At 72.2% G+C, this 13,507-nt stretch carries 14 protein-coding genes; 4 read left to right on the top strand and 10 right to left on the bottom strand.

Features of this window, described 5'->3' with window-relative positions; translation table 11 throughout:
* Position 1 precedes the first annotated feature (1 nt).
* The 7 genes from adhP to GWK25_RS23525 all read right to left on the bottom strand — a co-directional run bounded on the left by adhP (position 2) and on the right by GWK25_RS23525 (position 7,472).
* Complete coding sequence (gene adhP, locus GWK25_RS23555; protein ID WP_215452712.1) at positions 2-1,024, bottom strand: alcohol dehydrogenase AdhP; 1,023 nt, start codon at positions 1,022-1,024, stop codon at positions 2-4.
* Positions 1,025-1,049: 25 nt separating this feature from the next.
* Positions 1,050-1,955, bottom strand: a complete 906-nt coding sequence (locus GWK25_RS23550; RefSeq protein ID WP_215452710.1) for a universal stress protein — start codon at positions 1,953-1,955, stop codon at positions 1,050-1,052.
* A gap of 190 nt (positions 1,956-2,145) precedes the next feature.
* Positions 2,146-2,775 carry a DoxX family membrane protein gene (locus tag GWK25_RS23545; protein ID WP_215452708.1) on the bottom strand — a complete coding sequence of 210 codons (630 nt, stop codon included), beginning with the start codon at positions 2,773-2,775 and terminating at the stop codon, positions 2,146-2,148.
* A 146-nt stretch (positions 2,776-2,921) separates the two neighbouring features.
* The gene (gene pflA, locus GWK25_RS23540; protein WP_215452707.1) at positions 2,922-3,656 is read right to left on the bottom strand and encodes a pyruvate formate-lyase-activating protein; all 735 of its coding nucleotides are present in this window, start codon (positions 3,654-3,656) and stop codon (positions 2,922-2,924) included.
* 5 nt (positions 3,657-3,661) lie between these two features.
* Positions 3,662-5,920: a formate C-acetyltransferase gene (gene pflB / locus GWK25_RS23535; protein WP_215452706.1), complete on the bottom strand. Its 2,259-nt coding sequence runs from the start codon at positions 5,918-5,920 to the stop codon at positions 3,662-3,664.
* Between the two features lie 154 nt (positions 5,921-6,074).
* Positions 6,075-6,998 (bottom strand): carbamate kinase, encoded by a 924-nt coding sequence (locus GWK25_RS23530; protein ID WP_215452705.1) that lies wholly within the window; start codon positions 6,996-6,998, stop codon positions 6,075-6,077.
* 168 nt (positions 6,999-7,166) lie between these two features.
* On the bottom strand, positions 7,167-7,472 hold the full coding sequence (locus GWK25_RS23525; protein WP_215457975.1) for a hypothetical protein: 306 nt from the start codon (positions 7,470-7,472) through the stop codon (positions 7,167-7,169).
* Positions 7,473-7,667: 195 nt separating this feature from the next.
* On the opposite strand from GWK25_RS23525, the gene GWK25_RS23520 reads away from it, so the two are divergent.
* Entirely contained in the window at positions 7,668-8,132 is a 465-nt protein-coding gene (locus GWK25_RS23520) for a cyclic nucleotide-binding domain-containing protein (protein WP_215452704.1), read from the top strand.
* Between the two features lie 47 nt (positions 8,133-8,179).
* Positions 8,180-8,863, top strand: coding sequence for a CBS domain-containing protein (locus GWK25_RS23515; protein ID WP_215452701.1), 684 nt, complete (start codon positions 8,180-8,182; stop codon positions 8,861-8,863).
* 87 nt (positions 8,864-8,950) lie between these two features.
* On the opposite strand, the gene GWK25_RS23510 is transcribed toward GWK25_RS23515, so the two are convergent.
* Together GWK25_RS23510 and GWK25_RS23505 are read right to left on the bottom strand one after the other, a co-directional pair.
* Positions 8,951-9,829, bottom strand: coding sequence for an alpha/beta fold hydrolase (locus GWK25_RS23510; RefSeq protein ID WP_215452699.1), 879 nt, complete (start codon positions 9,827-9,829; stop codon positions 8,951-8,953).
* Between the two features lie 16 nt (positions 9,830-9,845).
* The gene (locus GWK25_RS23505; RefSeq protein ID WP_215452698.1) at positions 9,846-10,547 is read right to left on the bottom strand and encodes an SDR family oxidoreductase; all 702 of its coding nucleotides are present in this window, start codon (positions 10,545-10,547) and stop codon (positions 9,846-9,848) included.
* A gap of 155 nt (positions 10,548-10,702) precedes the next feature.
* On the opposite strand from GWK25_RS23505, the gene GWK25_RS23500 reads away from it, so the two are divergent.
* Both GWK25_RS23500 and GWK25_RS23495 read left to right on the top strand, forming a co-directional pair.
* Complete coding sequence (locus tag GWK25_RS23500; protein ID WP_215452697.1) at positions 10,703-11,272, top strand: TetR/AcrR family transcriptional regulator; 570 nt, start codon at positions 10,703-10,705, stop codon at positions 11,270-11,272.
* Between the two features lie 81 nt (positions 11,273-11,353).
* Complete coding sequence (locus tag GWK25_RS23495; protein ID WP_215452696.1) at positions 11,354-13,189, top strand: serine/threonine-protein kinase; 1,836 nt, start codon at positions 11,354-11,356, stop codon at positions 13,187-13,189.
* Positions 13,190-13,257: 68 nt separating this feature from the next.
* Here GWK25_RS23495 and GWK25_RS23490 read toward each other — a convergent pair whose 3' ends face one another.
* Positions 13,258-13,488 carry a hypothetical protein gene (locus GWK25_RS23490; RefSeq protein ID WP_215452695.1) on the bottom strand — a complete coding sequence of 77 codons (231 nt, stop codon included), beginning with the start codon at positions 13,486-13,488 and terminating at the stop codon, positions 13,258-13,260.
* Positions 13,489-13,507: the final 19 nt, after the last annotated feature.

Below are 13,507 nucleotides of genomic sequence, written 5' to 3'. Positions count from 1 at the left end.
CTCACCGTCCCACACCCATGTCGAACACGATCCGGGCCTTGACCTGGCCGCGCAGCACCTCGTCGATGGAGTCGTTGACGGAGTCCAGGGGGCGGGTCTCGCAGATGACCCTGGTCCGGCCGGCCGCGTGCAGCTGGAAGACCTCGGCGAGGTCCTGCCGGGTGCCCACGATCGAGCCGATCACACTCGTGCCGTTCAGGACGGTGTCGAAGATCGGGACCTGGACGGTGCCGTGGGCGGGGAGGGCTACCATGACGAGCTTGCCGCCGCGCCTGAGACCCGTGTTGACGGCCGCGAAGGCGGCGTCGTTCACGGCGAGGGCGATGGCCGCGTGGGCGCCGCCGTGCCGCTTGAGCACCTCGCCGACGTCCTCCTTGCGGGCGTCGACGACGATGTCGGCACCGAGCTCGGCGGCCAGTTCCAGCTTCTCGTCGGTGACGTCGATCGCGGCGACGGTCGCTCCGGCGATCTTGGCGTACTGCACGGCGAGGTGGCCGAGGCCGCCGACCCCGGAGATCGCGACCAGCTGAGAGGGTCGTACGTCGGCGACCTTGAGCGCCTTGTACGTGGTCACGCCGGCGCAGGTGAGCGGTGCCGCGTCGACGGCGGTGACGCCGTCCGGCACGGGCTGGGCGAAGTCGGCCCAGGCCAGCATCTTCTCGGCGTACCCGCCGTCGCAGCCGTAGCCGGTGTTGATCTGCTGCTCGCACAGCGTCTCCCAGCCCGACAGACAGTGCTCGCACCGTCCGCAGGCCCTGCCGAGCCAGGGCACGGCGACACGCTGGCCGAGACGGAGGTGGGTGACGCCGTCGCCGATCTTCTCGACCAGACCGACGCCCTCGTGACCGGGGACGAACGGCGGGTTCGGCTTGACGGGCCAGTCGCCGTGGGCGGCGTGGATGTCGGTGTGGCACAGCCCGGACGCCTCGACACGGATGCGGACCTGGCCGGGGCCGGGCTCGGGGTCGGGGCGGTCCTCGATGACCAGGGGCTCGCCGAACGCTCGGACGACCGCTGCCTTCATGGGTTCAACTCCTCGGTTGGTGGCGTCAGTCGTGCGGGACGACGGCGACGGGGGCGGCGCAGTGGTGCAGGACCGCGTGGGTGACGGGACCGATGTGGGCGCCGAAGGGGTTGCGGCGGATCCGGCGGCCCACGACGACCAGGGATGCCTCGCGGGACGCGTCGACGAGGTGGTTGCCGGGGGTGCCGTAGTGCGACTCCTCGGTGACCTCGACGTCCGGGTGCTTCTCGCGCCACGGGCGCAGGACCTCGGTCAGGGCGATGGTCTCGCTGCGGGCGAGGGCACCGTGGAGTTCGAGGTCGACGGAGAGGCCGTACGCGTAGTAGGGCGGCGGGTTCCAGCCGTGCACGACGCGCAGGGAGGTGTTCCGGCGGGCGGCCGCCGCGAACGCGAACTCGATCAGTTCCTCGTCGGGGCTCTCGATGTCGAGGCCGAGGACGACGGGCTTGAACGGTGTCGCCGCGGACGGGATGCCGGCCGGGTCCATCTCGTGCTCGTCCGAGGCCAGTTCGGTGGCACGGACCAGGACCGTCGGCCGTTCGGTGTGTGCCACCACCGCCAGCCCGACCGAGCCGACCATGAAGCCGCCGATGCCGCTCAGTCCGCGGGAGCCCAGGACCAGCAGTGCGGCGTCCTTCGCCTCGTCGACCAGCACCTCGGAGGGGCGACCGGAGGCGTGCTCGGTGACGACCTCCAGCCCGGGGTGACGCAGACGGATGCCCTCGGCCGCCTCGCGGGGGACGCGCTCGGTCCAGTGCTGCTGTGTCTCCGCGCCGAGCAGCGGCGCCTGCGCCATGGGTGCCGGGACGGGCTCCCAGACGTGGACCAGCTTCAGCGGGACGCCGAGCAGCTGGGCCTCACGGGCCGCCCACTCGGCCGCCGAGCGGCTCTCACGGGAGCCGTCGAGGCCGACGGTGACGGTGCGGTTCATGATCTCCACCTTTGGAGTAGGGGGTAATGATCGGAGGGGTCGCGCGAGGGCTGCGGGGTCCCGATTCGAGCTTCGTCCGCCGGGGCGGTTCCCGGCAGGGGCCGCAGGTCCCTCGGGAGGGCCGACCGGCCCTGCGCGGTGCCGTGGTGGGGCTGCGGGCCCACAGTCGGGACCGCAGCCCTTCCCGCGGTCAACGCAGCCAGGGGCTGCGGCGCACCAGTGGGAGTCCGGCCCAGAACCTGCCGAGGCCCAGGGTGTTGCCGGCGGCCGTGGCGGCGAGCACCACCATGACGACGGCGTAGACGAGGTGGTACTCGGCGAACGGGTTGGTCGACATGCTCGGCGAACCGTCCGACAGGTGCCGCGCGGGCGGCCATTCGGCGATCCACATCAGCGCCATCGTGACCGTGCCGGCGACGGCCGCGAGCCGCAGCGCCACACCGGCGGTGAGGGCGACTCCGATGCCGAGCAGACCGAGCATGAACAGCCAGTCGGCCCAGGCGTCCCCCGCCCAGGCGTGGAAGGTGGACTCCATCGGCCCGACGGCCACGGAGCCGAGGAAGCCCTTGGTGGGCGAACCGCCGTCGATCCAGCCCTTGCCGGACTGGGTGGCGTAGCCGAGGCCGAAGGTCTTGTCGAGGAACGCCCACAGGAAGACGAATCCGGTGAGCAGGCGCAGGGAGGCGAGGGCGTAGGCCGCCACCGCGTGCGTGCCGGTCGCCTCCGCGAGGGCGGGCTCGGCCGGCGAGGCGGTCCGGAGCGCGCGGAAGGAGGGCAGGTGGAGGCCCGGCCTCCGGTGAGGGTGCTCGTGCACGGCCATGATGGGCTTCCCTTCGGGAAAGGTGGGGACGCGGTGTGATGCCTTCACTCTCCTCGCGTCAGGCTCGCCGCGCCGGATGCCGAAGGTCTGCGGCGGGAGGGCTGAACGTCCCTGCGCACAAGGCCTGTTGGGGACCGGAGCCGGGGTCAGTAGGCGCGCACGCCGTGCGTCCTGAACCGTTCGCGGACCCGTTCGGTCAGGTCGGCGTCCGGGCAGGGGGTGTCGCGGAGCAGGAACGGCAGCCCGAGGGCCTCGTACTTGGCGGCGCCGAGCTTGTGGAACGGCAGGACGTCCACGCGGTCGACCGCGCCGAGGCCGGCCACGAAGCGGGCGAGGCCCTCGACGGACTCCGGTTCGTCCGTCCAGCCGGGCACCAGGACGTACCTGATCCACATCGGGACGCCGAGCCGGTCGAGGCGGGTGGCGAAGTTCAGGGTGGGGCCGAGTTCGCCGCCCGTGAGCCGCCGGTAGGTGGTGACGTCGAAGGACTTGATGTCCAGCAGGACCAGGTCCGTGACGGCCAGGAGTGCGTCGGCGGCGCGGGCGCCGAGGAAGCCCGAGGTGTCGAGGGCGGTGTGGAGCCCCAACTCCTTGCAGCGGCGCAGGATCTCACTGGTGAACCCGGACTGGAGAAGGGGTTCGCCGCCCGTGAGGGTGACGCCGCCGCCGGCCGTGGTGAGGAACGCGTGGTACTTCTCGATCTCCGCCATCACCTCGTCGACCGTGGTCTCCTTCCCGTCGCGCATGTGCCAGGTGTCGGGGTTGGCGCAGTACAGACAGCGCAGCGGACAGCCGGCGACGAAGAGGACGAAGCGGGTCCCGGGCCCGTCCACGCCGGTGGACAGGTCCCAGGAGTGGATCCGGCCCAGGAGCGAGGGCATCCGGCTCACATCGATCCGTGGAAGGTGCGGCTGATCACGTCGAGCTGCTGCTCGCGGGTCAGCCGCACGAAGTTGACGGCGTATCCGGAGACGCGGACCGTCAGGTCGGGGTACATCTCCGGGTGCTCCATCGCGTCCTGGAGGGTGGCACGGTCCAGGACGTTGACGTTCATGTGGAAGCCGCCCGCGGCCGTGTAGGCGTCGAGGATGCCGACGAGATGGCCCGCGCGTTCGTCGGGACGGTGGCCGAGTCCCTCCGGGGTGATGGTCGTCGTCAGCGAGATGCCGTCGCGGGCCTGCTCGTAGGGCAGTTTGGCCACCGACAGGGCCGAGGCGGCGACCCCGTGCCGGTCGCGGCCGTTCATGGGGTTGGCGCCGGGCGCGAAGGGCTGTCCGGCGCGGCGGCCGTCGGGGGTGTTGCCGGTGTGCTTGCCGTAGACGACGTTGGAGGTGATGGTGAGGACCGACAGGGTGTGTTCGGCGTCCCGGTAGGTGGGGTGCGCGCGCACCTTCGCCATGAACGACTCGACCAGGTGGACGGCGATGTCGTCGGCGCGGTCGTCGTTGTTGCCGAAGGTCGGGAAGTCCCCCTCGGTGCGGAAGTCGACGGCGAGGCCGGTGGCGTCCCGGAAGACCTTCACCCGCGCGTACTTGACGGCCGACAGGCTGTCCACGGCGACCGACAGCCCTGCGATGCCGCAGGCCATGAAGCGGTGCACCGGGTGGTCGTGCAGCGCCATCTCGATGCTTTCGTAGGCGTACTTGTCGTGCATGTAGTGGATGACGTTGAGCGCGTCGACGTACGTCGCGGCCAGCCAGTCCAGGACGCGGTCGTACGCCGCGGAGAGCTCCTCGTGGTCCAGGTACTCGCCGGTGAGCGGGGGCGCGGCAGGGGCGACCTGCTCGGAGGTCATCTCGTCCCGGCCGCCGTTGACCGCGTACAGCAGTGCCTTGGCGAGGTTCACCCGTGCCCCGAAGAACTGCATCTGCCGGCCCACGGCCATGGCGGAGACACAGCAGGCGATCGCCGTGTCGTCCCCGGTGCGCGGGCGCGTCAGCTCGTCGGACTCGTACTGGACGGCGCTGGTGTCGATGGAGACCTGGGCGCAGAACCGCTTGAAGCCCTCGGGCAGCCGCGGCGACCACAGCACCGTGAGGTTCGGCTCGGGGGCGGGGCCCAGGTTGTACAGCGTCTGCAGGAAGCGGAAGGAGGTCCGGGTGACCAGCGGGCGTCCGTCGGCGCCGATGCCGCCGATGGACTCCGTCACCCAGGTGGGGTCGCCGGAGAAGAGGGCGTCGTACTCGGGGGTGCGCAGGAACCGTACGATCCGCAGCTTGATGACGAAGTCGTCGATCAGCTCCTGGGCGCGGGTCTCGTCGAGCACCCCGTCCGTCAGGTCCCGCTGGAGGTAGACGTCGAGGAAGGTCGAGGTGCGGCCCAGCGACATCGCGGCGCCGTTCTGTTCCTTCACTGCGGCGAGGTAGCCGAGGTAGAGCCACTGGACGGCCTCGTGGGCGGTGGCCGCGGGGCGGGAGACGTCGCAGCCGTAGCCGGCGGCCATCCGGGTCAGCGCGCCCAACGCCCGGATCTGCTCGGCGAGTTCCTCCCGGTCCCGGATGACGTCGGCGGTGGAGGGCCGGGCGTCCAGCAGGGCCCGCTCGGCCTTCTTGGCCTCGGTCAGCCGGTCCGTGCCGTACAGCGCCACGCGACGGTAGTCGCCGATGATCCGGCCCCGTCCGTAGGAGTCCGGGAGCCCGGTGATGACGCCCGCCCTGCGGGCGGCCCGCATCTCGGGGGTGTAGGCGTCGAAGACGCCGTCGTTGTGGGTCTTGCGGTAGGTGCCGAAGACCCGGGTGACGAACGGGTCGGGTTCGTAGCCGTAGGCCCGCAGGCCGTTCTCCACCATCCGCAGCCCGCCGTTCGGCATGATCGCGCGCTTGAGCGGCGCGTCCGTCTGCAGGCCGACGATCAGTTCGCGGTCGCGGTCGATGTACCCGGGCGCGTGCGAGGTGATCGTCGAAGGGGTCGCGGTGTCGACGTCGAGGACGCCCCGGCTCCGCTCCTCGGGGAACAGCGCGACGATCTTCTCCCAGACGGCGCGGGTACGGTCCGTCGGGCCGCTCAGGAAGTCGGCGTCGCCCTCGTACGGGGTGTAGTTGGCCTGGATGAAGTCACGTACGTCGACCTGTTCGCGCCAGTGCGTCCCGGCGAAGTCCCGCCAGGCGTCGCTCGTTCGGCTGCCCACGGTCGTGGTCGCGGTCATCGCCGGTCCTCTCCTCGGTTGGTCGCACTGCCTGTCCCTCGGATGCTGGTCGCTCGACGCCGGGCGCGGGGAGTGCCGAGGGGCGCGCGCGACCGGGCCGTTGGGCCCTTTCTCCGGTGCCGGGCGGCCCGGGGCCCAGCGGCCGGGCGTGCGCTCACTCCGTGGGCAGCCCGGGGCGGATCAGCGTGCCCGAGAGGCCGTGGACGATCTGGTAGGCCGCGTCCAGGGCGCCGATGGCGGCCAGCCCTCCGGTGCGGCTGACGAACCGGGCGGCGGCCTCGGCCTTCGGGCCCATGGAACCCTCGGGGAAGCGGCGCCCGCGCAGCTGGTCGGGGGTGGCGTCGAGGAGGGGGCGCTGCTCCGGTGTGCCGTAGCCGTCGTAGACGTAGGGCACGTCCGTGAGGATCAGCAGGAAGTCGGCCTTCAGTTCCTCGGCGAGCAGGGCGGCGGTGAGGTCCTTGTCCACGACCGCCTCGACGCCGGTGAGCGCACCGGTGACACGGTCGGCGGTGACCGGTACGCCACCGCCGCCTCCGCAGATCACCAGCGCGCCGGTGGCGAGGAGTTCACGCACCGTGTCGGTCTCCAGGACGCGTTCGGGGCTAGGGGACGGCACGACGCGCCGTAGGCCCCCGGTGTCCGGCGCCATGTGCCAGCCGTGCTCGCGGGCGAGGCGGCGGGCGACGTCCCGCGGATACACCTGGCCCACCGGCTTGGCGGGCCGGTCGAAGGCCGGGTCGTCACGCCGGACGAGGGTGTGGGTCACCAGGGTGGCGATCCGGCGGCGCGGCATGGCGTTGTGCAGGGCGCGGGCCAGCAGGGAGCCGATCATGCCCTGGGTCTGGGCCCCGAGGAGGTGCATCGGGTAGGGCGCGCTCAGCGCGGCGTCGGACTCGCTCTCCCTCGCGAGCAGCCCGATCTGGGGTCCGTTGCCGTGGGTGACCACGAGTTCGTGTTCGCGGGCCAGAGCGGCGAGGGCGGTGGCGACCCGGTCCACGTTCGCCTGCTGGACGGCCGCGTCGGGGCGATCGCCCCGGTGCAGCAGGGCGTTGCCGCCGAGGGCGACGACCATACGCATTTCTCGGTCCTCCAAGGGGGCGACGAGTACGGTTCCGACGATGTGCGGCCGGTTCTCCGGCCGGCGCCTGCCGCGGCACGACGGCCGGAGACGGGTCCTGCGGACCGCCCGGGCGGCCGCCCACGGCAGCGGCCGTGTCGCCGTGTCGCCGACGGTGGGGCTCGCTCCTCAGTGGTGCGCCGGTGTCCGCCGGGGCGGGGGCGGGGTGCGGTCCGCCGGAGTCACGGGCGGGTGATCGGGTGTGTGGTGCGCGGGTGCCGCGGGCGGGCGGTGCGCGGTGCGGTGCGCCGGGGTGGTGGACGGCCCGTCCGGGGTGCCGTCCGTGCCGGCGGTGGGCTGCCGGTCCCGCCGGCGCCGCAGCCGCCGCACGTACAGCGCGTCGAGCACGGCGCTCAGCACGAACGTGAGCGTCGCGGACACCGCCAGGAGGACGGCGAACAGCCTCCAGAAGTCGGGAGTCAGTGAGGTACCCACGGATCTCATCCCCCTCGCTCGGGCAGGTCTTCCCATGTCTCCATGGAACAGCGGGGCCCGGGGCGCCACAGGGTGCCGTAAGGCTCGTCCGCGGTGCCGACCGGCCCGGGTGAGGGACCGGACGGCCCATGGCGGGTGAGGGCGGCGCGGCACAGGCTGGCCATGGCATTCCGGTAGACCGCCTGGAGGCACGCCATGATCACCACACCCACGCCCAGCATGCTGCGGGCGCTGCCCGCCGAGCACCGGCAGCGGCTGATGCGCGTCGCCCGAGAGGTGGCGTTCCCGCAGGGGACACGGCTGTTCGAGGAGGGGAGCCGTGCCGACCGGTTCTGGATCCTCCGCACGGGCAGCGTCGAACTCGACATGCGGGTGCCGGGCCGCCGGCCGGCCGTCATCGAGTCGCTCCGGCACAACGAACTCGTCGGCTGGTCCTGGCTGTTCCCCCCGCATGTCTGGCACCTGGGCGCCGAGGCGACGACACCGGTGCGGGCGTACGAGTTCGACGCCACGGCCGTGCGTCTCATGTGCCAGGAGGACCCGGCCATGGGCCGGGCCGTCGGCCTGTGGGTCGGAGAGGTGCTCGCCCACCGTCTGCAGGCGGCACGGACCCGGCTGCTGGACCTGTACGCCCCCTACGGCGCGGGCAACGCCGGCTGAGGCCACGGCCACCCGCCCTCCCCGGCACGGACCTCGAAGGAGAGATCATGCACGGCACACCGCACGTCGTCGGCGACGTCATGACCCGGACGGTCGTGACAGTCGGTCGCGGGACGGTCTTCAAGGAGATCGTCCGGCTGATGCGGGACAGGCGGATCAGTGCCGTGCCCGTGGTCGAGGCAGGGGGCCGGGTCGTCGGAGTGGTCTCCGAGGCGGACCTGTTGCCCAAGGAGGAGTTCCGCGACAGCGATCCCGACCGGTACACCCAGCTGCGACGCCTCACGGATCTCGCGAAGGCCGGTGCGGTGACCGCCGAGGAGCTGATGACCTCCCCCGCCCTCACGGTCGGGTCGGGGGAGACGCTCGCCCAGGCGGCCCGCACGATGGCCCGGGCCAGGGTCAAGCGGCTTCCGGTGATCGACGCGGGCGGAGTACTGGTGGGGATCGTGAGCCGCGCGGATCTGCTGAAGGTGTTCCTGCGCACCGACGAGGAGATCGCCGAGGAGGTCCGGCGCGAGGTCGTCGCCTACCTCTTCCCCTCCCCGGCCTCCGCGGTCCGGCTGGACGTGCGGGACGGTGTCGTACGACTGGGCGGCCGGGTCCGGGACACCTCGCTGGTACCGGTGGCCGCCCGGCTGATCCGTGCCGTGGAGGGTGTGGTGTCCGTGGATTTCGACCTGACGCCTCCCGGAACGTCGGCGCAGTCGCAGGAGGCGGCCGCGCCTGGATGAGGTCGCCGTCGGGCGCTTGCGGGCCGACGACGAGTGGCCGGCGGGAGATCGACGGCGGCTCGTCCGCCCGTACCTCGTGTACCGAGGTCACGCCACCGCGTTCAGCAGGTCGGCCAGTACGTCGGGCCGTTCCAGGGCGATGAAGTGGCCGGCCTCCGGCACCTCGGTGAGGTCGGCGTTCGGCAGCAGTCGCCGATCGGCCTCCCGGTCCGAGGGCCGGGACCAGTCCTTCTCGCCGTAGACGAGGTGGACGGGGGCCTTGACCTCGGGGTAGCGCGCGCGGGCGGCGATGAGGCTGGGCAGGGCCTGGTACACGCCCCGGGCGACGGCCGGGTAGCCGGGGCGGCGTCCGACTCGGAGGAGTTCGTCGACGTAGTCCTCCCGCAGCGCGCTCCGGTCGCCGAGGCCGCCCCGGAGGATCCTGCCGAGGGCGGCCCTGGGCTCCACCCCGGCGATCAGCGGGCCCACTCCCGGCGTGAGGACACCGCCGACCACCACACGGGCGAGCAGCGAGGAACGGGCGATGCCGCCGCGGAAGTCGTAGGTGTTGACCGCGACTACGCGCCGTACCCGATCCGGGAGATCGGCCGCGGTGGTCAGGGCGAGCACGGCGCCCATGGACTCTCCGACCAACGTCACGTCCTGGAGGTCGAGTTCGGTCAGGAGGCGCTCGACGCCCGCGCGCATCGCCGGCTCGTCGTACGACGCCCCGGGCACGATCTCGGAGTAGCCCATCCCCGGCAGGTCCAGGGCGTACACGGTGTACCGGTCCGCGATCGACGGGACGAGGTGCCGGAAGTGTTCGGCCTGGGTGCGTACGGTGTGCAGCAGGACCAGGGGGGCGCCGGAGCCCGCCTTGAGATAGCGCAGTGTCCCCTCGCGGCCGCGGAGTTCCGCTCGCGGGGCGATGGTGTGGCTCGTGGTCCCGGGGACGTGGATCGTGGGACCTGACTCCCGTACGGGCATCTCGCCCTCTCCCCTCCTACTTGGCCAGCTGGGCGTACAGCCCGGCCGGGTCACCGGACAGGCCCGCCTTGACCTGCCGCGAGATGTCGTCGGCGAGCACCTCGTACGCGCCCGCCTCGACCCCGTCGAGGGCGAGTGCCGCGACGTCACGGGGGTCGGACTTGGGCGCGTCGACGCCGGCCGCCAGGTCGGTGTCCACGTACCCCACGTGCAGTCCGGTGACGGAGATGCCGCGCGGCTGGAGCTCCAGGCGCAGGGAGTTGGTCTGCGACCACAGGGCGGCCTTGGAGGCGCTGTAGGAGCCGCCGAGCGCGATCCAGGAGAGCACGGAGTGGACGTTGAGGAGGTGGCCCCCGCCGTTGTGTTCGATGACGGGCGCGAAGGCCCGGGTGAGGAGGAGCGGGCCGTAGAAGTTGGTCTCGAACTCCCGGCGCACGTCGTCGACCGGGGAGTCGAGGAAGGACGCGCCGACCGAGGCACCGGCGTTGTTGATCAGCACGGTGACGTCCTCGGCCCGTGCTGCGGCGGCCGCCACGGAGGCGGGGTCGGTGACCTCCAGCGCCACGGGGACCGCGTCGGGGTGCGTCACGGTGCGCGGGTCGCGGGCCGTGGCGTAGACCTTGCCGGCACCGCGCGCGAACAGCTCCTCCACCAGCGCCTTGCCGATGCCACGGCTGCCACCGGTGACGAAGACGTGTGCGCCCTTCAATGCGGTCATGACTACCTCCGGAGAATGGGAAACCGATCGGTTTCCCTCACCGTAAACCGATCGGTTTCCAGGCGCAAGGCCGGGGGCGGGCCCGCCACGGGGGCGCGACCTCCTGGGGAAACCGATCAGTTTTCATTCGGCGTGGATCGCGTTAGCCTCGTGGTATGACCACCGAGGCGAAGCCAAGTCCCCGGGAGCGGCTGCTCAGCGCGGCGGCCACCCTCACCTACCGGCAGGGCGTCGGCATCGGCGTCGAGGCCCTGTGCCGGGCGGCGGGGGTGTCGAAGCGCTCCATGTACCAGCTGTTCGAGAGCAAGGACGCCCTGTTGGCGGCGAGCCTGGAGCAGCGCACCGCCCGCTACGTGGCGGCGCTCCTGCCCGCGGCGGAGGACGACCGACCGCCCCGGGAACGGGTCCTGCACGTCTTCCGGCAGGTGGAAGCAGAGTCGGGAACGCCCGAGTTCCACGGCTGCCCCTACCTGGCCGCCCAGATCGAGCTCAAGGACCGGAATCATCCCGCCAGCCGTGTCGCCCGGCAGATCAAGCAGAACCTCACCGGCTTCTTCCGCGCCGAGGCCGAGCGGGGCGGGGCGAAGGACGCCGACCTGCTGGCCCGGCAGCTCAGCCTGGTCTTCGACGGCGCCAGCGCCCGCGCGGGCATCGGCGCGGACACCCTCACGGGCCTCGTCGAGCCCACGGTGACCACGCTGCTCGACGCGGCGGGCATGCGCTGACCGCGTCACCTCCGGGTCTCCCGCGAAAGTGGACCACGGGGGCCGAGAGGGCTGTCGGTCGCGGCAACTATGCTCCCGCCCATGAACGAGGACGACAGAGGCCCCGTCAGACGAGTCGTCGACGGGCGCTTCGAGTTGGAGACCCGCCTCGGCGGGGGCGGGATGGGGACGGTCTGGCGGGCCCGGGACCTGGTGCTGCACCGGCTCGTGGCGGTCAAGGAGGTCCGCCCGCCCGACCGGGATCTCGCCGAGTACGACCCGGACGGCGCGCGGACGCTACGGGAACGGGTGCTGCGCGAGGCCAGGGCACTGGCCCGCATCGACCATCCGAACGTCGTGACCATCCACCACATCGTCGACGGCGGCGACGGCACCTACCCGTGGATCGTGATGGAACTGGTCAGCGGCGGCTCGCTGGCCGACCGGCTGGCCCAGGGGCCGATGCCGCCGGCCGAGGCCGCGCGGATCGGCCGCCAGGTGCTGGGCGCGCTGACCGCCGCGCACGACGCCGGGATCCAGCACCGTGACGTCAAGCCTGCCAACGTCCTGCTGCGCCCCGACGGACGCCCCGTCCTGACCGACTTCGGTATCGCCGCGATCCGCGAGACGAGCGGTCTCACCGCCACCGGCTCCGTCATCGGCACGCCGGACTTCATGGCACCGGAACGCATCTCGGGGCACGAGGGCGGGGCCGCCTCCGACCTGTGGTCGCTGGCGATGATGCTGTACGCCGCCGTGGAGGGACACCACCCGCTGCGCCGGAGCTCCACCCTGGCCACGCTCGCGGCAGTCCTCAACGACGACGTGGCGCCCCCGGTGCGCGCCGGCGCGCTGGGCGACGTCCTGATGAGCGTGCTCGTGCGTGATCCGGCGGCGCGGCCGTCCGCGGCCGCACTGGACGCGCGGCTCGCCGAGGTCGAGTCGGGGACGGCCGCCGCGCCCGCCAACCCGCCCGTCTGGGACGAACCGACGTCGTACCCGCTGAATCCGCCGACTCCCGGCACCGGGGTCGGGCCGGGCGCTTCCGGCACCACACGGATCACCTCCGCGGGCTTCGGTCCGCCGCCCGTCCAGTCACCACCCGTCCACACGCCACCCGTTCAGTCAGCGCCCCACCACTCGCCGCCCGTTCAGCCACCACTGGGCCACGCGCCGCTGGTCCAGTCGCTGCCGGGCGCGGGGCCGTACCAGCCGACGACGGCGCCCGTGAAGGAGGTACGGCGGCAGGGGCCCCGTCCCGCGCTCCTGCTGAGCCTGTCGGGAGTGTCGCTCGCCGGCGTCCTGGTCCTGCTGTGGTGGCTGCTGCCGCTGGACGACTCCCGCGACACGAACGCGAATGCCCGGCCAACGACCTCGGCCTCGGACTCGAAGTCGAAGGCGAAGTCGTCCGCCTCGCCGTCCGACGACGCGTCACCGATCGAGGACGACCAGGACACCCGGCAGTCGGACGACGTGGCAGCCGGCGGCATGCTGACCCCGGACGGCATCCGCACGGCGATCAAGGCGTTCGAGAAGGAGACCGGCCGCGACAGGTACGGGGACTTCTCGGTCTACCCGGACTACGTGTCGGCCCAGCTCATGGTCGAGGGCAGTGACACCAAGTACGACACCTACACCTACCGCCCCGGGCGGGGCGTGGAGAAGGGCATCATCAAGGGCACGCTCGTCGGCGGCGAACAGCCTGTCAGCCTTGACGACTTCAACTGGGACAAGGTTCCCGCCCTGTTGAAGGAGGCGGAGAAGAAGCTCAACGTTCCCGATCCGGAGAATCGTTACCTGCTGGTCAGGCAGCCCAACGACATCTTCCACACCCCGGCCGGCATGGCCGTGTACCTGAGCGACGAGTACAACCAGTCCGGCTACCTGGAGACCGACACCGACGGCAAGGTGACCCGGGTTTACCCCGCGGCGGGCTGACACGACACTCGGGGGCGTGGGAGTCTTCCACGCCCCCGGGTGCCGTGCTTCCGGCGTGTGCTCGCCCCTCAGTCGCGCTTCGGCATGGGCGCGCCCTCGGCTTCCCTCATCCGCTCGGGCGTCCAGTACTGCCGGACGTTCTCCGGCTCCTGCCGTGTTTCGTGGGCCGTGGTGCCGGAGTCCGGCTGCGACTCGGGTTCCGAGGCGGTGGCCGCGGTGCGCCAGGCGGCCACCGCCACCACGGCGGCCGCGACAACGGCCACGGCCGCCACCCAACGGCTCGTACCGCTACGACGCATGGCTGCCTCCTGTTCCTCT

The sequence above is a fragment of the Streptomyces sp. ATCC 21386 genome (assembly GCF_018728545.1).
Classification (GTDB): Bacteria; Actinomycetota; Actinomycetes; order Streptomycetales; family Streptomycetaceae; genus Streptomyces.
This window is presented reverse-complemented; position numbering and strand designations above follow the sequence as displayed.

Excerpts from the sequence above, each read along its gene's own strand:
- GWK25_RS23490 (WP_215452695.1), bottom strand. The coding sequence starts at position 13,488 with ATGCGTCGTAGCGGTACGAGCCGTTGGGTGGCGGCCGTGGCCGTTGTC.
- pflA (WP_215452707.1), bottom strand. The coding sequence starts at position 3,656 with ATGCCCTCGCTCCTGGGCCGGATCCACTCCTGGGACCTGTCCACCGGC.
- GWK25_RS23510 (WP_215452699.1), bottom strand. The coding sequence starts at position 9,829 with ATGCCCGTACGGGAGTCAGGTCCCACGATCCACGTCCCCGGGACCACG.
- GWK25_RS23550 (WP_215452710.1), bottom strand. The coding sequence starts at position 1,955 with ATGAACCGCACCGTCACCGTCGGCCTCGACGGCTCCCGTGAGAGCCGC.
- GWK25_RS23495 (WP_215452696.1), top strand. The coding sequence starts at position 11,354 with ATGAACGAGGACGACAGAGGCCCCGTCAGACGAGTCGTCGACGGGCGC.
- GWK25_RS23545 (WP_215452708.1), bottom strand. The coding sequence starts at position 2,775 with ATGGCCGTGCACGAGCACCCTCACCGGAGGCCGGGCCTCCACCTGCCC.
- adhP (WP_215452712.1), bottom strand. The coding sequence starts at position 1,024 with ATGAAGGCAGCGGTCGTCCGAGCGTTCGGCGAGCCCCTGGTCATCGAG.
- GWK25_RS23500 (WP_215452697.1), top strand. The coding sequence starts at position 10,703 with ATGACCACCGAGGCGAAGCCAAGTCCCCGGGAGCGGCTGCTCAGCGCG.
- GWK25_RS23520 (WP_215452704.1), top strand. The coding sequence starts at position 7,668 with ATGATCACCACACCCACGCCCAGCATGCTGCGGGCGCTGCCCGCCGAG.
- GWK25_RS23515 (WP_215452701.1), top strand. The coding sequence starts at position 8,180 with ATGCACGGCACACCGCACGTCGTCGGCGACGTCATGACCCGGACGGTC.
- pflB (WP_215452706.1), bottom strand. The coding sequence starts at position 5,920 with ATGACCGCGACCACGACCGTGGGCAGCCGAACGAGCGACGCCTGGCGG.
- GWK25_RS23530 (WP_215452705.1), bottom strand. The coding sequence starts at position 6,998 with ATGCGTATGGTCGTCGCCCTCGGCGGCAACGCCCTGCTGCACCGGGGC.
- GWK25_RS23505 (WP_215452698.1), bottom strand. The coding sequence starts at position 10,547 with ATGACCGCATTGAAGGGCGCACACGTCTTCGTCACCGGTGGCAGCCGT.